At 44.4% G+C, this 26,463-nt stretch carries 8 protein-coding genes; 6 read left to right on the top strand and 2 right to left on the bottom strand.

What is annotated here, in order from left to right; genetic code table 11:
* The first annotated feature begins 106 nt into the window (after positions 1-106).
* From NL626_RS08635 to NL626_RS08620, 4 genes are all read left to right on the top strand, one after another.
* On the top strand, positions 107-10,648 hold the full coding sequence (locus NL626_RS08635) for a tandem large repeat (RefSeq protein WP_253657234.1): 10,542 nt from the start codon (positions 107-109) through the stop codon (positions 10,646-10,648).
* A 767-nt stretch (positions 10,649-11,415) separates the two neighbouring features.
* Entirely contained in the window at positions 11,416-13,128 is a 1,713-nt protein-coding gene (locus NL626_RS08630; protein ID WP_253657233.1) for a hypothetical protein, read from the top strand.
* 3 nt (positions 13,129-13,131) lie between these two features.
* Complete coding sequence (locus NL626_RS08625; RefSeq protein WP_053349232.1) at positions 13,132-14,211, top strand: hypothetical protein; 1,080 nt, start codon at positions 13,132-13,134, stop codon at positions 14,209-14,211.
* Positions 14,211-18,959 (top strand): OmpA family protein, encoded by a 4,749-nt coding sequence (locus tag NL626_RS08620; RefSeq protein WP_253657232.1) that lies wholly within the window; start codon positions 14,211-14,213, stop codon positions 18,957-18,959. The genes NL626_RS08625 and NL626_RS08620 overlap by 1 nt, the downstream gene beginning before the upstream one ends.
* Before the next feature lie 80 nt (positions 18,960-19,039).
* On the opposite strand, the gene NL626_RS08615 is transcribed toward NL626_RS08620, so the two are convergent.
* Positions 19,040-20,671, bottom strand: a complete 1,632-nt coding sequence (locus NL626_RS08615) for a sigma-54-dependent Fis family transcriptional regulator (protein WP_253657231.1) — start codon at positions 20,669-20,671, stop codon at positions 19,040-19,042.
* Positions 20,658-23,336 carry a type VI secretion system ATPase TssH gene (gene tssH, locus NL626_RS08610; RefSeq protein WP_253657321.1) on the bottom strand — a complete coding sequence of 893 codons (2,679 nt, stop codon included), beginning with the start codon at positions 23,334-23,336 and terminating at the stop codon, positions 20,658-20,660. Before tssH ends, NL626_RS08615 begins: the two co-directional genes overlap by 14 nt.
* Positions 23,337-23,792: 456 nt before the next feature.
* Between tssH and NL626_RS08605 the strand changes: the two genes are divergently transcribed.
* On the top strand, positions 23,793-24,311 hold the full coding sequence (locus NL626_RS08605; protein ID WP_005373415.1) for an Hcp family type VI secretion system effector: 519 nt from the start codon (positions 23,793-23,795) through the stop codon (positions 24,309-24,311).
* A gap of 73 nt (positions 24,312-24,384) precedes the next feature.
* Positions 24,385-26,463, top strand: a complete 2,079-nt coding sequence (gene tssI, locus NL626_RS08600; RefSeq protein ID WP_253657230.1) for a type VI secretion system tip protein VgrG — start codon at positions 24,385-24,387, stop codon at positions 26,461-26,463.

Here is a 26,463-nt window from a genome sequence, read left to right as displayed (position 1 = left end):
TGACGGTTGGCTTGGTGTTTATGCCTATTTTGTTGGTGTTAATGTCACGTTGAGAAAATATTTTTCAATAATATAATCTCGGGAAAATATATTTTGCCAAATTACTATGTTCGCTAAAAATACGCTGAAATTAACATTAGGTCTTACGCTTACATCTCTTTTATTGAGTGCATGTGGTGGTGGTGATGGAGGAGACAACACACCGCCAGCTAGAAGCAAAGGAAGCATTTCCGGTATGGTGTTTGACGCCCCAGTCAATGGCGCCAAGATTGAGGTTTTCGAGTTCAAAAATGGAAACTTAGGTCGGAAGTTGGCTAACACAACGTCTGATGCCTTCGGAAACTATCTGCTAGAGTTTGAATCTTCGTCAATGCCTCTTTTTGTTGTTGCAAAAGAGGGGAGTTATACCGATCCGTTTACAAATGAAACGGTATCTGTGAGTAATGCGAAGACACTTAAATTTGAAGGTGTTGTGAACTTTAAAGAGGGGAGTGAGCAAAAGTTAATGCTTACTCCGCTGTCGAACTTGGCAGCAGGCTTGGCAAAGTACAAAATTTCCCAGGGGGCCACAGATGAGAGTGCCTTTTCAACTGCTTTGGATAGTATCAATAGCATGTATGGTTTTGACGTAAATGAGACCAAACCTATTGATATTACCAAAGGTGGGCAAAGCAGTTTTGCTAGTACTGGGCATCAATATGGCGCTTTATTAACAGCATACTCGTCTTACTCTTACGATCTTATAAAAAAATACGGCAACAGCGATAACGTCTACACTTCGATGCACTTCGCTGACATCCAATATCGGGATGTTATTGCAGATGGTGTTCTTGATGGTCTTGAAGTGAGCAAGACTTCAGGAGCAGTGACTCCCCTCAGCTTTGGACAGAAAAAGATAAACAGCGACGTTTACACACGTGACTTATCTCAGCACGTTTTGATCGTGGTAAACGACCCAAGTATCAATATTTCTGGTACTGATGCTGCCGACTATGTCGACTTTAGTAAGAAGCTTAATGACTTAGGTACATATGGCAGTACAGATGGCGTCATTCCACCGCGAGATGGGACGGAGATCGATACCACAGCGCCTATCGTGACACGCATTGACCGTGATGTACTTGCTGGCACCGATAAAGTTGATCTAAAAATTGTTGATGATATCGGTGTAGAAGACGTATCCGCCTTTATTCAGTATCAGATTAATGGCTCTTGGTCTGGTGAATTTCAATGTAACGACATACAAGATTTTGGAAGCACATTCTGTTCGGTTGAATTTGATGATTTTGAAGTTGGCCTTCGAGAGACCAACGTTAAAGTTAACATTAATACCAAAGAGATCGATAGTGTAGATATGAACCCTGCCACAGGGCTCTCAAACGTAACAGCAGCACGGTTAGTCTTATATACAGCGGATGTACTGGGTAATGAGTTAATTCCAGGCAGCCATTCGGGTCTTCATATCAACTTTGAATGGGATAACGATGCGCCTGTTATCGATATTACATCGGCGAGTGCAATTAATAACCAACTTAAAGAATACGTTCTGAAAGGGGTTGTAAAAGAAAGCTCGCAAGAGATTAGTTCGGTCAGTATTTCATTTAAAGATGGCTTACATGAGGGCGTCACATGTTCTCCTGTCACTGTAGAGTCTGGAAATGCTTGTGAGTTTAGTAAGGCTTACCCAACTGATGAATTCCTATCTACGACGGTCTTTGAGGTTCGAGCGAGGGATAGCAAAGGCAATACGGGCTCTGCGCAGCATGCAGTAAGTCGTGACGATCAAGCGCCAGCACAGACGATAACCTATCCTGAAGGTACGTCAATGACGTACGTAAATGTGGGTTTAGATGGTGAACGAACCACTTACGATGGTATCTACTCTCAAGATACGTACACCCCAGACAATGTTCAAGCAAGCCGCGATTTCCTGAAGATTGATTATGCGTACGCAAGTTTAGGGATTCAGAACTCATTAAAAGGGATAGATTTTAGTAACTTCAACGCTAATTTATTGAAAGAGAATAAAATCCCTTATGTTCGTGTGAAAGTTTCAGACGTAAACACCGATACGGTTTTAGGCTCCAACGCTAATAAGCTTAAGCTCGTCGTCAAGTACTTCGTAAGCCAAAACAACGATAACAACTACTCACTTCAGCAAGTTATTGACACAACCGCATCCGATGACGATTACATCGCAAAAATTCCGCACGAAACGCTATTAGATAGCAATGGGCGAGTAGAGGATGTCATCTATTACATTCCTTTTGTAAGAGATATTTTGGGTGACAGCTTTAAATCGGTATCAGAAAACAGTAGTCAAAAGTTAGTCATTCAAACCGTCGATGAGTCTGATAACGAAAGCACTCCAAGAGAAGTATATTTTAGAAGTAGCTTTGACCTACCAACCCTAAAAGTGGTGACACCATTTATTGGTGCGCGAGCTCAACTTGAAGGGTTGAGCCCAAGTGGTGAATTCACTTCACTTGCAAGTTGTACCACTATCCAGCAACTGGAAAGTGACCAGTCTATGGCTCTTGACGTAGCGAGCTGTGAAACCACAACTGACGTAGTGAATTATGATTTCATGCGTGTTCGTTTAATTGGTATCGAAGGTAGTGAGCCATACTATTACCAATGGAAAAGAGATCCAGGGACCAAGAAAGTAACGGTTGACTTAAACAAGGCCAATATTGGTGTGTATTTTAAGCTCAAAGGTTCTCAAACTTACTATATTACTGAACTATCGACATATCAGACTGGTTTGTTTGATTTCCAGTGGGATCAAGTGACAGCGGGAGAGAAAACTTCAGAACGTGCGATTCAAATTCTTGATGAGGTGCGCTACGCGTTATCAGGTACGAATAACAACTCATTCTTTGGGTTTGATCCAACGGTTGTGTCTTATGCAACCAATGAAATGCTTACGACTAAAGCGATTCCAGACAAGCCATCAAATGACTATCTACACCGATTCCTTGTTGAAGCAATTGATAGTATTGCCGAGAGAATGCCAAGAAATAACTCATTAGATTTTGCATCTGCTATTTACGATGATTTTAGCTACGATGGAAAAGCAAATGGTATAGGGGCCGGAGGAAGTCAAGTTACGCTCGATTCTTACACGTTTGGCGCTGAAACTTACCGAAAAGATCTGGCGCAATCCTATTATGAAATCATGGCGAGCAAATACGGTATTGAGACCAATATCGCGCAGCTCTATGCTGATGATATTTCGATGGCTAATCCTGACTTAAATGGTAAGAACATTTTTGATACAGAGGGTAGCAGTTTCGATACCTTGCCTCCGCAGCCAAAATTAACCATTGAAAGCGGTAGAGAGACGATGGTTGGTAATAGGCTTTATATCGCTGGCGAGGTTGTTTCTAAAATTGTCCTAGACGATCCTTCTGGTATTGTAGGAACCGACGCTTACGGTCCGAAGTTTAGCACGATGTGGTATCAAGCCAATGAGCCAAATATTGAAATACCACTGGACATCAACATCGTAGAAAACTCAGGCAGCAGCAATGCTTATCGAAAAGAGTACTTCTTCACCCTTAACTCCCAGTCTAGTGAACTAAAAGACATTATAGAGTTTGCCGTGGAGACCAGTGCTATGGACCCACATGGCAATGCGTATGGTTATAATGGTAAATCTCCGTTTATAGAATCGGTGTTTATTGATAACGATTTCCCTAAGGCCAGTTACCTTCCACCCAATGATGTCGATGGTAAACCTGTAGAAAACGGTATTTATTTAAATGCGAACAATACTCATGAATTAACCTTCAAGGTTGAGGATATTGTTGGTGATAAGCTTGCCTCGAGGGGCCTTGTTTTCTACCAGCAAACCGGTGAAAAAGTAACATACACACCAGAAAACTTTGCAAGTAACTCGAAAGACGCGTTTAAAGTCAAACTATGTACGGGAGAGATTTGTTCAAATCAAGGCTCTACGATTTATCCTGGTGATGGAGATTGGTTAGTTGTTGCCGCAGCAGAGGACAACTTAGGTAACTCCGTTTCAGAGTTAACTAGCACCGCTCCGAGATTCAATATTCGTATCGACTCTGAAGCTCCTATTGTAAAAAGTGAGCAGGTTCAAAGCCGTTTAGGTGGTAATAACCAATGGACACCTGTCATTGATTGGGGGACGTTAAGCTCTGGCAATAACGTAAAAATAGATTTGCGCCGCGGATCTGGTCAGGCTCTGACATTAGAAAGCTGTGACCCTCTAACAGAGGCGTGTGACGTACCATACCTAGTTGGTGAACAGCCTGACGTCAAAGTCCAACTGGTTTCAAAAGCATTTGATTACGATGAATGGAATGAGTTTTACGTCACTGCGACGGACAACGCTTACCCTGCCAATGTTAGTACAACAGGGAAATTTACCTTCCAAGTCGATAACAAAGGCCCTGAAATCATCCTAAACACGCCTTGGGTTGAAGACACATTGTCTAAAGAGAACTATGTCATAGGGCGTGAGTTCAATGTGCGATTTAAATCCGTAATAGACGATTCAGACCTTGAGCAAGTCTCGCTGTATCAAAGTGGTAAAGATTCGCCAATTAAGACAATTGTGCCAACGGATTCATCTAAAGAGTTTGTCATGTCTCTTATCAAGAGTGACACAGATAAAATAGACATTTCTGAAGATGAAAAAACAACGTCATTGTATGTAAAAGCAACCGATATATATGGTTTTGAGTCTAGTTCTAACACGCACAAGGTTATTCTTGATCGTGATGGGCCAACATTAGGATTAAGTGGTTTCAATGCGAATGACTACTACTTAGGTAACTATGTCTTTGACCTAACGGCGCTAGACCTAAATGCTAACGGTGATGTTTCAATTAATGGCGTAAATAGAGAAAGCCTAGAGTATTGGACGTTTAGCGATCTGGAACCATTACCTGGCTCTCCTGGTACAAAAATCAATGAGGATCTCAAAGTGAGCCTTGGTGATTTAGGTACGGGTACACACAAGATTCGTTTAAAAGGGTCTGATGTTCGTGGCAACACAACCTTAACCAGTGATGAGCAAGATTTTACCGTCAAAGTGTACAACTCAATCCCGCAGGTGACGCTGGCGATGAGTTACACGGATGGAACGCCAATTACAAACAACACCATCTATCAAGATGGGAATATCGTACTTACGCTTGATATTGTTGATGATAGTGGCGTTGATCGAATTGACTCAACGTATAGATTCTCTGGAGAGCAAAACGGGACTAACTTTACGTTCTCAGAAACCGCAGATGGCACTTGGACTGCAACGTTGCTTTCTACACAAATTGCCAAAGATGGTAATTATGAACTTGATATCAAAGTTTATAACAAAGTTCGTTACCTTGATGAAAAAGACCGAAAGGTTGGAAAAGTAAACCAAACCTTTAGCGTACAGCGTGAAGGCGTGGTTCTAACAGTTGAAAGCCCGCTGGACTTACAAAATTACTTATCTGATGGTGTTCTTGATGTCACCTTTACTACATTGAGTGCGGTCAAAGCCAAAACGTTAGAGTGTTGGGTTCGTGAAGAATACAACTCTCTAGATGCGCCACCAACTAATGAGCAACCAACTTCTGGTGTTATCAACGTATCGCAAGAACCTTACAGTTGTAGTGTCAATGTTGGGCAAAACATGACCAAAGCACCTGTCACTTTGATCACTAAAACCTTGGGTACAAATGGGCGTGAAACGATCAACAAGTTCAATTTCTCGATGGTGGATATTGATGCACCGACAGTCGTGGATGGTAACTCATACAGTTTTAAAGGAAGTGATGTTTGGTTTGATGAAGCTTTGAAGAAGAAGATGCTCACATTTGAGCTCTCTTTTAATGATGCTTTATCAGGCGTGAATACCGAAAGTTCAGATGAATATCCAAAGTTGGTTCGTAATCTTGGCAACAAAGCTTATACACCAACGACTTGTGCCAAAGGTGTTGGAAATATCAAGTGTACGTATTCTGAATCCTATGCCGATATTATTGATGGCCTGAGTACAACTCAAGAATACAAAATCAAGAACTTATCTGATTTAGCAGGAAACTTGACGCCAGAGCACGATCTACTGCTTGAATTACCTAAAGGTTCGGTAGTCGTTGAAATTACTGATCCGGTTGGAAACACAACCATTAATGGTCAGCAGCTTGTCGCCAAGTTCAGAATTAAGCTGTATGAAAACTCTAGACTAGACAATGTGATGGCCAGATTTGGAACGGAATCCTACAACTATAAAGATAATCCGGAGAAGTTTGCACAATTAGAGGTGTGTGCAGATGATCCAACCTACAAGTGTTCAACATTTACAAGTGAACTTCCTAGCGATGCGGATGGAAAAACGATCAGGACAACGATTACTGCAACGGATGTGTGGTCGAGAGTCGGTGAAGCGACCGTTGATATTAAAGTTGACAACACACCTCCAAGTGTTGGCGATGAGATTATCGTAACTGAATCGCCAACAAATCCAGATAATGTTCGTTTTCGTTTCGACATAACGGACACTGGTAGCAGCCTGGCAAAAGTAAACTATTCGGTTTTAAACCCAAGCTATCAAGAAGAAAGAGTAGAGGATGGGAACGGTTCATCTACGTACTTTGAACTACCGAAATCTCAGTTAGAGGGGCGTGGTTCAATCACGGTTGATATCAAAGCGACAGATAGCGTCGGACTGTATTCTGATATCAGAAAAGTCATTGATATTAGTGTTCCTAAAGTCACAGTTGATTTCGATGGAATTACGAGTTTGCAGGGTGGGAAACTGTTTTTAACCAAGGCAAGCCAGCCGTTTACGGTATCTACGGTGGAAGGAGAAAGAGTGAAAGCTTCACAATATTCTGTGGAGCTTATTCCAAGCCTCGGTGATTCCTTGCGTTACTCAGGTGATGTTATCTCATCTAGTGGTAATGGAATGATGAACTTTGCCGTCGATAACCAAGGGGCATATACCCTTAAGGTGACGGTGACGGACTCAGTTGGAAGAGAGAATACAAGCTTTGAATTACTAGGCAAAAGTTATGATGGAAAGGTTATCGAATCTATTGTTGATTATGACGCTCCAAGTATTTCGGGCTTAAGTGCTAATCAAACCTCTAAGGTGCCGACAAACGATAAGTATCAACTAGAAATTAGTGCATACATTACAGATAAAAATTTAAATCTCGTCACGTCAAAAGCGGTGAGTGGTGGCAGCACTGTGGCTCCTCAAGCGATTACTGAGCCGACAACCGAAGCGGGGCCTTATGTCATAAGCTATTTGTTACCGAAAGGCGATCATACGATCACGGTGGCAGCAACAGACAAGGTGGATAACAAGAGTGAAAGTTCTATTGACGCGCATGTGGAAGCGGCAACCGTTCCCGGGCTAAGTATCTCTACCGCCTCAAGCGCCCCTCTTTTTGGAGGCGAAGAGATTACGCTTGCGTTTAACTTTACAGAAGAAGTTACGAACTTTGATATCTCAGATGTCCATCTTGTCGCTAGTGATAGCGGTGCAACAGGAACGTTAAAACAAGATACTTGGTCGACTTCAGACAATATTACGTGGACGGTTAACTATGTCAGCCCAGAAAAACAAGATAAAAATATCACTATTCAGGTAGAAGACAATAGCTATCAAAGTACCAACACAATTCCTGGAAAAGGAAGCAGCTTAAGTATCGCGGTTGAAGGAATCTTACCAAAACTAACCAATGTGACATTTAACCCCGAGCATCAGAGTGTGGGTCAAAGCGTGAATGTATCGCTTGAGTTTGATAAAGAGCTCCAAGAGGCGACCGCTACGCTTGGCGGCAATCGCATTAGTTCTCTGTCAGCAACGGCAGATAAAAAGGTCTGGGTTGGTGATGTACAAGTTCCGAGCACCGCGCTGTTAAGTGTCGACTTGGTTGTTAGTCAATTTAAAGATTTGACTGGCAACATAGGTGAGGATAACACCGCTCACGAATTACCGATCACGCCAACCTTAGCCATCACGCCAGTGGGCAATGTGGATGAAACGCATGCCGCCACGCTACAATTCGAAGGCACGTCGACACGTTTTGACGGTCAGTCCCTGCGTCTTGAAGTAAAAGCCCAAGGCAGCGCGACGGTATTGAAAAGCAGCAGTGCGACGGTACAAGCCGGTGGCAATTGGACCAGTGACGCGATTGATATGAGTCACCAAACCAACGGCACTTATACCGTGATGGTGACAGGGACGAACTCAGCCGGCATTGAAGTGAGTGAAAGCCAGAGCTTTACACTGGCGCAGTCTCTGCCAACGCTGACTAACGTGACGTTTACGCCTGAGCACCAAGCCATCGGCCAAAGCGTGACGGTAACGCTGGAATTCGATAAAGATCTGCAATCCGCCGCAGCGGAGTTAGGTGGCACGACGATCACTTCATTAGTGGCAACCGCGGACCCAAGTGTTTGGACTGGTGATGTGGTGGTACCAAGCACGTCAGAGCTGAATGTGACGTTGCTTGTTCGTGACTACCAAGACTTCTCAGGGAATACCGGTAGCCAGAACACGGCTTACTCCATGCCGATCACACCAACCTTAGCTATTACGCCAGTGGGTAATGTGGATGAAGCGCATGCCGCCACGCTACAATTTGAAGGTACGTCGACACGTTTTGATGGTCAGTCCCTGCGTCTTGAAGTGAAAGCCCAAGGCGGCGCGACGGTATTGAAAAGCAGCAGCGCAACGGTACAAGCCGGTGGCACTTGGACCAGTGACGCGATTGATATGAGTCATCAAACCAATGGCACTTACATCGTGATGGTGACGGGGACGAACTCAGCGGGCATTGAAGTGAGTGAAAGTCAGAGCTTTACACTGGCGCAATCTCTGCCAACGCTGACTAACGTGACGTTTACGCCTGAGCACCAAGCCATCGGCCAAAGCGTGACGGTAACGCTGGAATTCGATAAAGATCTGCAGTCCGCCGCGGCGGAGTTAGGTGGCACGACGATCACCTCATTAGTGGCAACCGCGGACCCAAGCGTTTGGACTGGTGATGTGGTGGTACCAAGTACGTCGGAGCTCAATGTGGCGTTGCTTGTTCGTGACTACCAAGACTTATCAGGGAATACCGGTAGCCAGAGCACGGCTTACTCCATGCCGATCACGCCGACCTTAGCCATGACGCCGGTGGGCAGTGTGGATGAAACGCTTGCCGCCACGCTACAATTCGAAGGCACGTCGACACGTTTTGACGGCCAGTCCCTGCGTCTTGAAGTGAAAGCCCAAGGCAGCGCGACGGTACTAAAAAGCAGCAGCGCGACAGTACAAGCCGGTGGCACTTGGACCAGTGACGCGATTGATATGAGTCATCAAACCAATGGCACTTACATCGTGATGGTGACGGGGACGAACTCAGCGGGCATTGAAGTGAGTGAAAGTCAGAGCTTTACACTGGCGCAGTCTTTGCCAACGCTGACTAACGTGACGTTTACGCCTGAGCATCAAGCCATCGGCCAAAGCGTGACGGTAACGCTGGAATTCGATAAAGATCTGCAGTCCGCCGCGGCGGAGTTAGGTGGCACGACGATCACCTCATTAGTGGCAACCGCGGACCCAAGCGTTTGGACTGGTGATGTGGTGGTACCAAACACGTCAGAGCTGAATGTGGCGTTGCTTGTTCGTGACTATCAAGACTTCTCAGGGAATACCGGTAGCCAGAACACGGCTTACTCCATGCCGATCACACCAACCTTAGCTATTACGCCAGTGGGTAATGTGGATGAAGCGCATGCCGCCACGCTACAATTCGAAGGCACGTCGACACGTTTTGACGGTCAGTCCCTGCGTCTTGAAGTAAAAGCCCAAGGCAGCGCGACGGTATTGAAAAGCAGCAGTGCGACGGTACAAGCCGGTGGCAATTGGACCAGTGACGCGATGGATATGAGTCACCAAACCAATGGCACTTATACCGTGATGGTGACGGGGACGAACTCAGAGGGCATTGAAGTAAGTGAAAGTCAGAGCTTTACACTGGCGCAGTCTCTGCCAACGCTGACTAACGTGACGTTTACGCCTGAGCACCAAGCCATCGGCCAAAGCGTGACGGTAACGCTGGAATTCGATAAAGCATTGCAAGGTGCTGTGGCGGAGTTAGGTGGTACCACGATCACTTCATTAGTGGCAACCGCGGACCCAAGTGTTTGGACTGGTGATGTGGTGGTACCAAGCACGTCGGAGCTCAATGTGGGGTTGGTTGTTCGTGACTACCAAGACTTATCAGGGAATACCGGTAGTCAGAACACGGCTTACTCCATGCCAATTACACCGACAATACACCTAGACGTTATCAACGATGTTACTGGAGTGGAAAGCATGACAGTAAGTGGTAGCAGTGAACGGTTTGAAGATGGTGAGTTCATAGATATTAAAGCAGTCGACGCTGATGGTACAGAAGCCACAGGCATGGCTACCGTGCTTTCAGACTCATGGACAACTGATTTAGATCTTTCAGGACTGAAGGAGGGGGTAGTGACGATTTATGTAAATGGTACCAACAAGCTTTCCGCCTCTGCCGAAGAGGCTCTAGCAACATTTAACTATGATCGTTTCGCAAGTACAGCCTCCTTAGGTGCTGTTTACAACCGATATTTTAGTGATAACAAAACTTTAAAAAATGCGGCATAAATAAAGCGAGCGTTTAGCTCGCTTTATTTCTTTGGGACTTTTTGTGATATTTATCAAAATAATTGCCTTTATTGATAAGTTACTCGAATTAATGAATCGTCTTAATACAAGGCTGAATAACTATAATAACTAGGCCAATGTTGCTTTTAGGTGTGTATGAAGTGATTGTGATGGTTGCTCGGCAGGTGCTGTGGTGAATGTGTCGCGTTGAAAATCTTTTTAAATATTATATATTTACGCTCGTTTCTATACTCTGAGTATAGTGTTCTGCATGAGGTCGATGGGTAATACCTCGCCTCTTTAACTCGCGATGAAGCAAATTTAATCCTAGCAAGCTTCAGAGCAGTTACTTTTGTGAGTGCGTAATGCGCTCACCTTTTTATTTAAACTTCCTCAGTAACAGTCAATTTGTTGTTTGTTGCTGAGGAGGGCACCTCATAAACTTCTGAATTTCCTCGTGCTTACCTGAAGCGCACGTTACTACGATTTTTGTTAACTTCAGTCCATAAATTAAATTTTTTTAGATAGTAAGATTTTACCATTTTGACAGAGTGGGTGATGTTACTGGCTTTTGTTGTGGTCAAATCGCATGTTTTGATAGCAAAAGTCACCATTTTTTTGGTGTTTTTGATTTCGGGCGATTTTTCTATCTCGTTGAAAATAAATGGCTAAGTAAGTAGGATACGCAGACCAAATCGTACTTGTAAGCCTTATCAGCTTAATTGTCACCGCAGCCATATTTACGATGTTGGTTGTGGAGAATTCAAATGCATTTAGTTTGCAAATTTATACCTAGCTCGAAGCTATCCTCCAACGAGCTATCTCATGTTCTTACACCGGACGAGTGTATAGGACAGCTTTCGCGTTTGCGAAATTCAGATGACATCCTTAGAAACCTCCCTAAAGAATTGGCGCAAAAGATTTCCATCTCTACCAAAAAAACGACCAGCGCATTGCTAGCTGCTATAAGAATCGAATTGGGAAAAGGCAATTGGGTGTCATTATCTACCGTTGCACGTCGGTCGCCATTGACGGACTCTCAGCTGCAAAGCTTCCCTAGACTTAAATCACTCGTTGACTCTGTATCAGCTTCGAATGAAAGCAAAGCTTTTAAAGCAGGATACAAGCAGGTTACCGACGATGTTGCTTTAGTTCGTAGTTACACGCATGTCCCCTCTGAGCCAAGTCCAGATCAAAAAATCGTTGTCGAGTTTGCAGGGCAGTGGTCTAGCAACGCGGCATGTTTGATGTTGGGAAAAACGGACGCTCAAAAAGAAAAAGTGACTGTAGGCAAGGCTGATACAGAAAACAAACACCGCAGCCTCGCGACATTTAAAGATCTCGAAGCTGAGGGCAAAACGCTCTATATCAAAATCCCTTGCACTGACCAGCCTCAGCCAATCCTGCTTAAACTCGCCGAAGACCTGCAACCCGTTGATAAAGAAACTCAGATGGATGAGTGGGATAACGTGTTAGTGCCTGTGCTACCTATGCTAGAGGGCACAAATGGACATGAGTTGGTTGCAGAAGGTTATTTCTATGTAATCTGGAATAACAAAGTTTGGCGAGAGGTTGAAGTTACAACAAAAGGCTACTTTGCTGATGTCGATTTAGAGTACTACAGAAATAATGATCCTGAATCCTCGATGAAAACACGACATGTCAACATTGATGGGGCAAACCTTGTACCAGACTACTATATTGGCGAAGAACCATTTGAGATTTATCAATCCGGTCAGAAAGTGTATTCGGGACATCTAAGCCTTGATCAAGGTGCTAGGGTATTCCGCCTTGTAGATGAGGAAGTAGATGTTGTTTTTCCAGAATTAGATATTGATCCTATCACTGTTAAAACGGCGCTAAGCCCTTATAAAGCTGGCAAAGATGGTTTGCGTATTGCACAAGGTGTTCCTCTACCGCATATTTGGGTGCCATATAAAGTCGCGGGAGAAGTACAAGAATGTTATATCCATTATTCCGAGTTGGCTTTGACAAACACGGAACTGTCTGAGCTAGAGAGTGATCCTGCTTCAATTGCTAAGTCTCTTTCAGAGTTGCAAATATACTCCTCATCCCAAAGCTTTGATAATGCGGGTGAGAATATTATTCCAGTTTCCGGTACCGCATCGACAGGGACTGGCAGTGGAATCATCAACGAACATAAAGAAAGCAATATCGCGGGGCTTAAGTTGGCTCCAAGAGGCGCTTTGCCTTCTATACGTTACCTTCACGAGCCTTTGACAGATCAACCGGACGATTTCTTTGGGCTTCGTAACATAGAACACGATTGGATTCACAAATCGTACTTTCGTTCAGCGATGAAAGACGACGATGGTTATATGACGCTGCGTTTTGCATTCCCGCCGGCAGAGGTCAAGAACGTCGATATTGTTCGAGGTGTTCATTCGAGCCTCTCCACCGGTAGCCAACGTCTTGTTGTTGTAGAAGAAAATGTACCCATTTCAGAATTGCTAGGTTAAACCATGAAAAAAATACTATTACTGTTACTTACTGCTTTATCGATAGCGGGTTGTAAAGATGACGGCCGCACTTACGTGGGTGAACATAACTACTACACCATGGAGCAGAGCAAGGTCCGTAAATCTGGCTCTGCGACTTATCAACAACGTGACTTTCCTCGTTACTTTATCCATCGTGCCAAAGAATGGCCAAGGGAAGATTTAAACGACGCGAGTTCTTACGATTTGCCACGCGTTCAGTTTACTTGGGCAAACTTATCAGACGATCAAGGATATGGACCAGACCCAATGTACGATGAGTACGAAGGGCGTGTAAAAGTTTGGAGTATGAAGACCGATGGTACGGACCTGCGTTTGGTGACAGATTTACCCTATCTTGGAAAGGCATCCAGCACTCGATACAAAACCAGTCGCTCACCAAATAATCGTTACGTTGCACTGAACTCCGGACCTGACATACATCTTTTTGATTTAAAAGAGCAAAAATTAATTGACTTGCCGCATCGTTTAGCTGGTATTCCGGGTTTCCTGTGGGCGGAAGATAGCAGCTACGTTTATTACCGCACGGGTAAGGTGGGGCGTGTGGTGTATAAGTGGGATATTGCTAAAGGTGAGGCGGAAAAAACGGATTTACAAATATTCGGTACAGGATTTATAAAAGGCGGGTTGATTTATGAGGTGGGAGATGTTGGAGCTGGAATCATTGATGAAAAGACTCATGAGCTTGTAAAATTGGTTCAATGGGGGAAAAAGTTACCTGTTAATAAAGCAAAAGCGCATTATACGGCGATCAGTCCAGAAGGGGACATCGTTTGGGCGGCTAATCGCAACTATCACAATGTGTTTGTTGTTGATCTAGCAAATGGTCAACAGATTGAGCGTGATGGGGCAATGCAATATGCCATCGGTCTAAAAAATCGTTTTTCTTTGACGAATTATAACGCGATGCTGATGTCAGTACAGAACAACCAGACAAAACAAGCGTGGAGTTGGTCTCCGTTGGGTTACAGCCGCACAATAGATCCTGCCATTGTGTATAACCTCTCCGCAAACCAAGGTAATTGGTTTAAGGAGGAGAACTGATGGCTTTCACATTTGATAATGAAGTCTATCTGTTTGGTGCTTTTTTTGAAGGAAAGCAAGTTGGGTTAAGTAGGGCATTCCCTGACTGGCATACCCAACCAGATCTAACCGAAGTAAATGAGCTAGCGGGTAAGATTCGTCCCATTCCTTTGACCCCGGTGATTGTCAATGCCTTGTCGGGAGACGAACCCGCACTGTGGGGCACCACCAAAGAGGGAAAATTGGTCGAGTTAGGTTTAGGTGAGCCACCGCAAACAGGGGGTAAGCAGCCTTTATCGGGAGAAAAAGTCGATTCTGAAAGTTCAGTGCCGAGAGATGTCGACAATTACGAAGTGCTCAAGTTGGGCAACCGACCGGAAGGCCTCAGCAAAGGGAAAAACTATGAATTAAGTTTTCCACCATTACGTTTGTTGGCGCAGATGATTGCGTCGCAGAATGATCCAGAAAGTACGGGGGGCGCTAAAGATCTGGCAAGCCTTGCTGAAAACATTAAGCATTTTGCTCAGTACATTGATGATGGGACTAACGAAACAAACCAAACGGGTGTGCAGTTCCAACTTACAGAAATTGCCCTTAGTCAACTTGCTCCTGCGTATATTGGTGGCGATCTCACAGCAGAGCAACAACGCTACAACGATTGGTTGCAGCGTCAGAAAAAAAGAAACAAACCCCTGAAAGGTTTTGTTGTGCCAAGGATGCACAGCTGTGCTGTACTGTTCACAGACAAGCTTTATGGTGGCGCAGAGGTCTCGTTGATTCGCCCAGTTCAAAGTATTAAAGCGGGTGATATAGAAAATGCAACTGAAGAAGTTATCGCTGAAGCGACGGTCTCGGTAAAAGAACCTTTGTGGGTGATAAAAAGGGAAGGTAATACAGTTTTACCAAGTGCATTGTTTAACCTCGATCCAAGCCAAGTTGAAGATGGTTTTTATTTGTTGCGTATCCAATTTTGGGAAGATGAATGGTTAGCATTCGATGAAACACGTAAGGTGTTACCCGAAAGTGTACTGAAGGCCAATGTCACAAAGCAGTTCATGAAACACCCTCAAACTGATGTGGAGCAGAATGTATATACTTATGAACTGCATGAAAAACTGACGTTTATCGATACAGCGGGCATTGGCAAAATGGCGTGCGTGTGTGGTGACATGATCACCTTAGAGGAAGCGCTCATCCAACAATTTCCTAATCAGCTGCCATCTTATTCAGACTACGCGACGAAGGGGTTAACCTATCAAACTACGCAAAAGCCGGGTGTCGCACCGTTATCTTTGCATGCTGCGATCAACAAAACCTACGAATCGTTGAGCAGTGACTTTCTCTCTATTGAGGGCGCCAAGCTTTATGGTCCACCTGCAGAAATGGCGAAAACCATCGGGCAGGCGCTATGGGAAAACAGTGAATCGGGGGCCTTACCTCCATTTCTGATGAGTGGTATCGCGTTACATTCGGCACTTGCCGCAACCAGTGGTGTTAAAAAGAGCGTCAGCCTTGCAAAGATTTTTGCGCGTAAAGAGCTAACGCTGAAACAAGCACAAGCGTTAGTGTTTAGAAAGCATGTCATCGATATTCCTTATATCAAACGTGCTTTTAAAACGGCAGGCCCAGAGTCAAAAATCATGCGTGGCGTTGGACGTTTAAGCAGTGATTTTTTGAGCGGAACAAATCGCGCGCTACCAGCAATTGGAGTTATCGCAAGTGGCAAGGAAGCGTTCGACCAATATTCGGCGTTCTCTGAACAAATTAAAAATGCGAAAGAAGCGCAAGAAACTTTAAGCAAATACGCTGAAAACTATCTTTCTTCTTTAACGTTTGTTCGTCGCTTTGATAATCCAGAACATTGGCAAAAAAAGGCAGAAACGGTGCAGGAAGCACTTGGTAAAGAAGGGAATGCTCAGATCTTTGCTGATGGTCAAGGGGTCGTTGTTCGAATGAACTTCAAGTTTAACTCTGCTGAGTTTGAGAACGAAGTTCAAGCGCTACACATCGACTATAAAATCGTCTGCGATAGATTGCGTCAACTTTTATCTGACAATTCTGATTACCAAGTCGCCATTATTGGCCATGCAGGGCCAATAGGAACGCATGAAAATAACTTAAAGATATCTAAAATGCGTGCGGATGTAGTTAAAGAGGCCATCCTCGCCAAAACAAGCGGAGAAGAACGAGCGAACCTAGAATCAAGGTTGTTGATTGAGTTTAAGGGTAAGTCACAACTGATTGATGATATCGACGGTTATGCCGATGTAAACGACAGATCAGATACTGCGGATATCGCTGTGAACCGACGTGTAGAGGTTAGGTTGATCATCCCTGACTTTGCGGTTTCCCTACCACCGAGCCGATCTGGAACGATGGCATTAAATCGCGCGCATCAAATTTGGGAAGGGCATCAGCTTGCGGCAAAGGAAGCTCAAGATAAGTTGATTATTGCTGCCGTTGATGCAATGGCAAGCGTCGCAATCTGGACGCCTGCCGCACCAGTGGCAGCCTATTATTTTGCCGGTAAAGTGGGAGCAGATCTTTTGGGCGCTGCAACTGATTTTTATGGCGACCTTTTTGGTGATGCGACGTTTAAGGAGATCAAAGCTCAGTACAATAACAAAAGTATGCTAAAAACGCTCAGCTGTATCAATAAAGAGCTTATCTCACTGTATAAGGGGATCAGTCAAGATCTTCAACCTCAGGTCATTGATGCTGTTGGCTTAGCTGACTTTCTCAAAAAACAGGCGAATCATGATGAGTTGTTGAAGCGCTTTTTGTTGCGCTCCTATGCTTTGAATTCTTTGATTGAGTTACTAACGCTTCTCCGCGCTAAGTGGAGCCTGACGGGGGACTTTGATGATTTCATTGAGGATTATCGAGTTGACGAGTTTATTCAGCTGTATGTCATGAGTGATAACTGGGAAATTCCAGTCAATGATGGTAATACACTGGCCCTGAACTGGGTAAACCGCTTTAAAAAATCTGGTTTGTTCTCTAAATCAGATGCCAATAGCTCGTTACAATGGAGTTACGGTGAAAAAATAGGGGGGGCATTTAATACGGGATTCCCTGTACAAACACGTCTATTCTTGGACCGAAAATCAGATGAGTCCTTGCAAGAAAGAGCTTCTATCCGAGAAGGCCTAAAGGCATTTTGTCACGACTTCAACTTAGCTACAGTAGAACTTGGGCATGATGATATAGAGTTCAGCCGCTTGCTGGTTCAAGACGGTGCTAAATGGACGCCATATGTAGAGTGGGCATTTGCGCAGAATGGACGAAAGCTACGCCCACAAACTCGCGTGAAACTACAGGTAGTTTTAAAAGACAATGTCTCATCTAAAACACTGTTTTTACAGGAGGTCGCTTATCGCGCAGCCGTTGTTGGCTTGGATTCTCACGGGCCAACCTTTGATGTATTGTTCACCAAAATGGATGCCTCTCAATTCGAAGATCCTGATGGAGCGATTAAAAAACACTTTGATAGTAAAGGTGCTAAGGATAAGGAATTGCATGGTCTTGAATTTGAGCCAACATATGGATTTGGTGAGTTTTTAATCCATGGCATCAAGCCGTTATGCCCAAATGTTAAAGTCATAGATGAGGTGAAAGCCTTCTTTACAGGTCAAAGCGTGTTTGAATATGTTCGAGACACCGGTGCTTTTGAGCAGATGAGATATGTCTTCTCACTAGGAGGACATGATTTGCTAGCGGGTAAGTTAGAGGGCTTGGGTACATATAAAAATTACACTCTAGATATTACTGAAGTTAACTTTGGTATCGATGGTCAAAGCCCTGCACAAGAAGCGAAAAACTTTAACGGTCGAACATTGGAAAAGACGAAACTCACAGACACTGACTTTTTGATCGAAGAGTTTGTCATGAGTGAGTCTGCATCATCTCGAGACAGTACACCGAAGGTGATCGATGGCAACCTTATTATTTTGCCTGGTGTTGAAATTGACGGTGACCTTGCTTGGGGTGAAGGCAACGCAAATAAGCTGATAAACCAAAATTTTGATTGGTCGAAAGAGCAAAGGTTTTCACTTTGTTTTGCGGTGTTGGGGGATGAACGTGCGAGTGACGACTACGATACAATGTTACTCAACGCCATTGAGTGTGGGGTGAAACTGCAGATCAAAGATGGTCCAGTTAAAAATGACGTGATGTATTATGCCGGGGTAGTCAACATTCATTCTCGTCTTGTTACCGAGAAGTCAAATACTGGGTATAATGGAATAGAAACAAGAACCGTTTTTGATCTAGAGCTTGACGATAGCGGCGCGACTAAGCGTACAGGTCTGGAGCAAAGCGCCGTTCAATTTATTGATCAGAATGACGCGAATTTCTCCCGTTTATTAACTTCAAGCGAGAAAAAGTACCTTTATATCATTCGCTTTGAGTACTCTTATGTGTCGCCTACAGGCAAACTAGTTAATGGTTTAAGACCTTTTGGTGATGTTTTAGATGGTAATGATCTAAAACCTATCAAACTTGAGCTGGCTTCATTTGAACAAATGGATGTAAGTGAAGGTTATGAACTACCGAAGTTTGAGCTTCAAGTTCCTGCGGTGAAAGACTTCATGACGGGTAAGCCATGGATAGAAACGGTTGAAAAGGAAAATGCGACAAGTGAGGCGAATCACTTACACTGGAAAAACCTAGGGGTACAGAACGAGCAGAAAGGATATGTTGAGAATTGGATAACGAAACAAGCGTCTTCGCTCAATGCTCCGGAAATAGCTCTTTTACAGGCAAAGTAACATACAAAAAAACCGCCTTCGGGCGGTTTTTCTTTTCTTATGACTTCATACTGAATTTAGAAGTTTCTTTTTAACCCCCATCAACCCGCTGCAGAAATATCGTATTTCTTCATCTTATGGTTGAGAGTGCTCATTGGCAGCGCCAATTGCTCAGCGGCCTTCTTGGTGTGCCAATTACAGGCATTTAAGCAATCGATGATTACTGTACGCTCGTATTGGCTGACAACGTCCTTAAGGCTCTTTGAAACGTCTTCTAAATCCGCTTGTGCTTGCTGCTCGTAAGCAGGTTGCTCTGGGGTAGGTGAAGCTGCTTTCATGTCAATACTTGGTACATCTTCTGGGATTTGTTCGCCAAACTCAATGTGAGTAATGGTTTCAAAATCGGACAGTAGCACCGAGCGCTCAATGATGTTCTTAAGCTCACGCACGTTCCCTGGGTATTGGTAGGCAAGGAGCTGTTTACGTACGTTGGCACTTAACCCTGGCGTTTGCGGCAGACCTAGCGTGTTGGTTGTGTGTTGCACGAAATGTTCGGCAAGGGGAATAATGTCTGACTTGCGAGCTCTCAATGGTGGTAATGTAATAGGGAACACATTCAAACGATAGAACAAATCGGCACGGAATCCGCCATCTTTGATTTGCTGCATAAGATTACAGTGGGTTGCGGCGATAACGCGAACGTCCACCTCAATCTCTTTGCTGGTACCGATAGGGCGAACTTTGCGTTCTTGTAGTACACGCAGTAACTTTGCCTGCAGTAGCATTGGCATATCGCCAATTTCATCTAGGAAAAGCGTGCCGCCGTTGGCTGCTTCAAACAAACCGACTTTGTCTTTGTCTGCGCCCGTAAATGAACCTTTCTTATGCCCAAAAAGCTCAGATTCCAATAACTGCTCTGGAATAGCCGCACAGTTCTGAACGATCAAAGGCTGTTCTGAACGATTAGAGTTTTCGTGAATGTATTTCGCGATCACTTCTTTACCAGCGCCCGTTTCACCACGCAACAGAACGTCGACAGGAAGAGATAGCACCTTATCAAGACGATTCAAGACATTGAGCATTTCTTCGCTCTCTGCAATAGGACCTTGATAGGCTTTCTGGGTACGTTTTTTGAGCTGAGTGTTCTCGCGCACTAGGGCTTGATTGTCGGCATTGAGATTTTTTATTATTTGCCCGTATTGCTCTAACCACACAGCTTGGCGAATATTACTCGCGGCCATACGACAAAACTCAGTCAATGCAGCTTCATTGTCGATAACACTTAAATCGAGTAAGACTAACAGTCCAATGGTTTTGCTTTCGCTATCAATCAAAGGCCAAGCCAATAAGTTCTCGCTTTTTAATCCCAGTGTCTGCTCAGTTTGATAGATGCTTTCGCAGTCATAGCCGTTGTACTTATACAACTCGTTAATCAACACCACTTCACCATTACGAATGGCAAAGTTAAATGGGTCGTTCTCACTGGCTGAGTCTAACTGTAATGCTTCCCAAGGGTGGGAAACGATAGTTTTATCGTTATGGTGAGCGGTACTTGGAATCAACGCCTGCCCAGTCTGGTCCAAAACGTAAATGATGCCGTGCTTTGCGAGGGTCATTTGTCTCGCAGCGGTCAACACAGCATCCAACGTTTGGGTAAGCTGGCTGCGATCAGCCAAAGACTGACTGATCGCAAGTAGGGCGTTACTAAGTTCGCTATGGTTAGCTGAACGCATAGGTTAGTGTTCCTTGCTCATCGACAGACACTTCGATTTGCGTATGTGAATCATCCTTGTCATGCACTAATAGCTGAGTCGATAGTTGCGGCAGTAACTGACGGTTGATGACCGCGTCGATGTTACGCGCGCCCGTTTCAGCAAGGCGACAGTTACCTAGTACGAACTCAACCAAGCTTTCTTCGTAGCTCAGAGACAACTTGTGATGGCTCTGTAGACGCTGAGAAACTTTGTTCAGCTTGTGGTGAATAATTTCTGTCATTGCTTCATCAGACAGCGGAACAAATGGTAGTACTGACATACGTGCCAACAGCGCCGGCTTGAAGTGTTGGTTCAAAGTAGGGCGAATAGCTTCTGCGATGATGTTTGCATCGATGTCTTTGGATTGATGAACCAAAGATTCGATCTCATGCGTCGCAAGGTTACTGGTCATGATGATCAGCGTGTTCTTGAAGTCGATTGTGCGGCCTTCGCCGTCGTTCAGCGTGCCTTTGTCGAACACTTGGTAGAACAGGTTCAACACTTCAGGGTCGGCTTTTTCCACTTCATCAAGAAGAACAACAGAATATGGACGTTGACGAACCGCTTCTGTCAGCATGCCGCCTTCACCGTAACCTACGTAACCCGGAGGTGAACCGATTAGGCGAGATACCGTGTGCTTCTCTTGGAACTCAGACATGTTAATGGTCGTCATAAAGCGCTCACCACCAAACATTTGATCAGCGATCGCACGAGCCGTTTCGGTTTTACCCACGCCACTTGGGCCAACCAGCAGGAATACGCCTGTTGGTGCGTCTGGATTACCTAGACCAGCTTTCGCAGTTTGAATGCCTTCAGACAGTGCATCGATAGCGTATTCTTGGCCTTTGATGCTTTGTGTTAGGCTTTCTTTCAGTTTTAGCGTGGTTTCTGCTTCGTCTTGAAGCATCTTACCCATAGGAATACCAGTCCAGTCCGAGATCACATGGCTAACTTCATCTGGACCCACTTCAAAGTGAACCAGCGGGTTACCACTGCGGATTGCGTCTAACTGTTCTTGGCAGGCCGAAATTGCAATGCGAACGGCTTCTTCATCCATTTCTGCATATGGAGAAACGTCTTGCTCTTGTTCTGAATCTTCGTCTGCAACAAGCTCTTCTTCATTTGTTTCGCCAAAAACCAGTTCATGCAAGCGAGAGCGTAGAGCAATCATCTCTTGGATCTGCTCTTTTTCTTTGTGCCATTGCGTTTCTTGTTCTGCTAGCTCTTCTTTCGTTGCTTCCATTGCCAGTTTTAGATCTGGAATGTTAGCAAGGCTGTGCTTGTCGCCAGTTTGCTGCAGAGCGTCACGCTCAAGAGCTTCTAGCTCGCGCTGTTGAGCTGCAAGTTCTTGCTGCAGAGTCCCAACAGAAGCAGGAATGGCATTAAGGCTGATGTTCACTCGTGCACACGCCGTATCTAGTACATCGATCGCTTTGTCTGGCAGTTGACGGCCAGAGATGTAACGAGCAGAAAGTGCTGCCGCAGCAGTGATAGCATCGTCACGCACGTAAACGTTATGTGACTTCTCGTATGCTGGGCGCAGACCACGAATGATCAATGCTGCTTGCTCAGGAGACGGTTCGTCGAGTTTCACCAATTGGAAACGACGCGCAAGAGCAGGATCTTTCTCGAAGTACTTCTTGTATTCCGACCATGTTGTCGCAGCGATGGTTTTCACTTCACCACGCGCTAGGGCTGGTTTTAGCAAGTTTGCCGCGTCGCTGCCGCCTGCTTGGTTACCACCGCCAACAAGGGTGTGTGCTTCATCGATGAAAAGAATGATTGGAGTTGGTGAGTTTTTCACTTCATCCAATACTGCGTTTAGGCGTTTTTCGAATTCGCCTTTTACGCTTGCACCAGCTTGCAGAAGACCCATATCTAGCCCGTAAAGCTCAACACCTTTGAGGTTGTCTGGTACGTCACCTTGTACAATCTTAAGTGCCAAGCCTTCTACTACTGCGGTTTTACCAACGCCCGGTTCTCCAACAGCAATAGGGTTATTTTTACGGCGACGAGCAAGAATGTCTACGATTTGGCGGATTTCTTGGTCGCGGCAGAAAACAGGATCGATTTCGCCTTTGCGTGCTTTACCAGTGAAGTCGGTCGTGAACTTGCTCAGTGCGGAACCATCTTCACGAGCTTGTGTTTTCTCAGAAGTCGCGACTTGCGCCTCAATAGAGTGGCTGGTTAGCTCTGCAAAGTTACGCTTAAGGCTGTCAGGGTTTACCGCTTCAAGGATAGAGGCGTAACCATGTTGGCCGTAACGGAGAGGGTTGCTAACAAGAGTAAGGAGTAGAGCGCCAGAGCGGATTTGTGTTTCGGATAGATCTAAAGAAGAAACCAGCCAGCTTTCTTGTAACCATTCGATTAATAAAGCAGAAAAAACAGGTTTGCTGCCATTTCCTTTGGCGTTGGTGTCGAGTGTGGATCGAACCGATTGTCTTAATAAGTTCTCAGAACAATCAAAATGACTTAATAAGACGTCAAAATCACTATTTGGCCTTTCTAATAGACTCAGTAAATAATGCTCAATTTGAACTTCGTTTGCTTTTTCAGAGACTGCAAGTGCAGCGGCGTCTTCTAATGCCACTTTTGCAATCGGGTGTAGACGCTGAATTAATGAAGAAAGGTTTATATTTATCATAGCCATTTTATTCTTTAGAGGAAAAGAGGTAGCGGCTATTATACTAAAAGTGACAGTGCGGTTTTTTTATCAAGATATTTTGACTATCGTTTGTTGGTTATTTTTAATGATTATTGTGACATTAATGTTTGTGGTTATTTTAATGGCGTTGTTATTCTAAATTAATTGATAGTAAAAGTGTCGGATTTATTAGTTTTAATGACTTTATTTACACGGTTTTATATGGTTATTTTCACTTTTTAAAGTTAGAACAATTTATTATTATCTTAATCCAACTTTTTGGTTTTTTATCCAATAAATTGTACTCAAGATATTAGTGAATAATGTCTTGATTTGATTAAGTCGTTGTTTTTGTTGTGTTTTTAAAGTTGGCACGGACTTTGATTATACCAAGTAGTCGCGGTGATAAGCGATTTGGTGATTTAAACAAAACAGATTTTAGAAAAGGAAATAGCGATGCCAACTCCAGCATATATGTCTATCCAAGGTGAGACTCAAGGCCATATTACTAAAGATACTTACTCTGCAGATTCAGTAGGTAACACATGGCAAGAAGCTCACGTTGATGAGTTCCTAGTACAAGAGCTTGATCACGTGCTAACAGTTCCACGTGATCCACAAAGTGGTCAGCCAACTGGTCAACGTGTACACCGTCCACTTGTTGTAACTAAAGTTCAAGATCGCTCATCTCCACTACTATTCAACGCACTAGTATCTGGCGAAAAACTTCCTGAGTGTGTGATCCGCTTCTACCGCACTTCAGTTCAAGGTAAACAAGAGCACTACTACTCAATCAAATTGATTGATGCGCTACTTGTCGATATCCAAACTCGTATGAACCACTGTCAAGATGCAGCAACAGCTGATCGCGTTACAGAAGAAGTTCTTAAGTTTACTTACCGTGCAATCGAAGTAACTCACGAAAACTGTGGTACAGCTGGTAACGACGACTGGCGTGCTCCACGCGAAGCATAATTGCTTTTTTGCGTAAAGATTCAGGGCCAACAATTGTTGGCCCTAATTCGATTATTTGTATCAGGTAAAAGATATGGTGAATGACGTAGAATTTAAATTTGAAGTGCCAGGGTGTGGGCACGAGTTTCGAGTAGAAAGCTTTCAAGTAAATGAAGAGCTTTCGAAACCTTTTCACATCAGTCTCTCATTACTTTCACTTGATCCAGATATCTCTTTTGATTCGTTAATACGAAAAGCAGGTACACTGACTCTTTATGGACAAGGCTTAAGCGCGGCACGCATATTCAATGGTGTGGTGAACGAAGTTCGTTATTTGGGTACAGGCCGTCGCTTCTCTCGCTATCAGTTAGTTTTGGTTCCGCAAGCTTGGTTCTTATCACAACGCCAAGACTGTCGTATTTTCCAACAAAAATCAGCGAAAGATATAATTACAGAGGTGCTTGATGATGGTTCAGTGACCGATTATCGCTTTGAATTATCTGGTATTTATCCACCAAAAGAGTACGCGCTGCAATACCGTGAGTCAGACCTACACTTTGTTCAGCGTATGATGGCAGAACACGGTATGTGGTACTATTTCGACCACACCGATTCGAACCACACAATGGTCATTGTCGATAGTAACGATGCCATTGCTCCACTGGTTAGCTCTCCTCTCAATGCATCTTATATTGGGCCGATTGTATATCACGCCGATAGTGGGGGTGTTGCTGACCGTGAGCATATCTCCGATCTCGAGTTAGTTAACCGTGTGAGAACGGGTCAGGTTACTTACACTGACTACAATTACGAGCAGCCAAAGATCCCGCAAGAGATGACTCATACAGGTGATCTGGACCAAGATTTAAAGCAGTTTGATTATCCTGGACGTTATGTTGATCCTGTAATGGGGCAGGTGAGAACCACTGAGTGGATGTCTGAGCACATTGTCGATAATCAGCAAGTAGAAGCGAGCAGTGATGTGATGCGTTTGGCGTCTGGTTACAGCTTTAACATCAGTGACCATCCTCGCTCTGAAATCAACCGTGATTACATCATGTTATCCGTCATGCACACAGGGCAAGACCCACAAGTGCACGAAGACGAAGCGAGTGGCATGCCAACTACTTACTACAACCAGTTCACGTGTATTCCACGTGATGTTGTATTCAAAGCGCCCAAGTTGGCGGCTCCAGTAGTGGATGGTCCGCAAACTGCGGTTGTAGTTGGTCCTGCAGGGGAGGAGATTTACACCGATAAACTAGGACGAATTAAGGTTCAGTTCCATTGGGATCGCTATGGTAACAACGATGAACATGCAAGTTGCTGGATTCGTGTGAGTCAATCAATGGCTGCTCCAACGTGGGGCGCGGTTTACTTGCCACGTATTGGCCATGAAGTCGTAGTGACCTTCCTTGAAGGCGACCCAGATCGTCCGTTAGTTACGGGCGCAGTTTACAACGGTTTGCATTTCCCACCGTACTCTTTGCCAGAAAACAAAACTCGTACCACGTTCCGCACGCAAACGCACAAAGGAACAGGTTACAACGAGTTGAGTTTTGAAGACGAAGCGAACCAAGAAGAAGTCTATATTCACGCTCAAAAAGACATGTCGACCAAGGTGCTCAACAACCGTTACCGTGATATCGGTCAAGATGAATTCTTGAAGGTTGCACGTCACCAAACGAATGAAGTTCATGGTGACCATAAAGAAACCATTCATGGGCATAAAACGACAAAGGTAAACAGTACGTTTACGGAGACAGTCGAGCAAGACGTTACCGTTACATACAACGCGAACGAAGCCCAGTATGTGAAAAACAATTCTGACTTAGAAATTGGTGATAACCGTACGACTAAGATCGGTAAAAATGATGACTTAGATATTGGCGAAAACAGTAACCTTACTATCGGTGCGTCTAAGAGTTCAGATATTGGTGCGGATGATAACCAGACGGTTGGTGGCAACTTAACGGTATCAGTGAAAGGGAACACCGCTTATAAAGCTGATGGTGCAACGCAAATTATCAGTGGCGACAAGATTGTATTGAAAACGGGTGGTTCCTCTTTAGTGATGAACAGTGATGGTTCAATAAAGTTATCAGGCTCGGCTATTACGATCGAAGGCAGTGACAAAGTCGTCGTGAAAGGTGGCAACGTAGTGGTTAACTAA

The sequence above is a fragment of the Vibrio sp. Y58_MX_L22 genome (assembly GCF_024181865.1).
Taxonomy (GTDB): Bacteria; Pseudomonadota; Gammaproteobacteria; order Enterobacterales; family Vibrionaceae; genus Vibrio; species Vibrio alginolyticus.
Note: the sequence above shows the minus strand (reverse complement) of the source record. Positions and strands in the feature narration are given on the sequence as shown.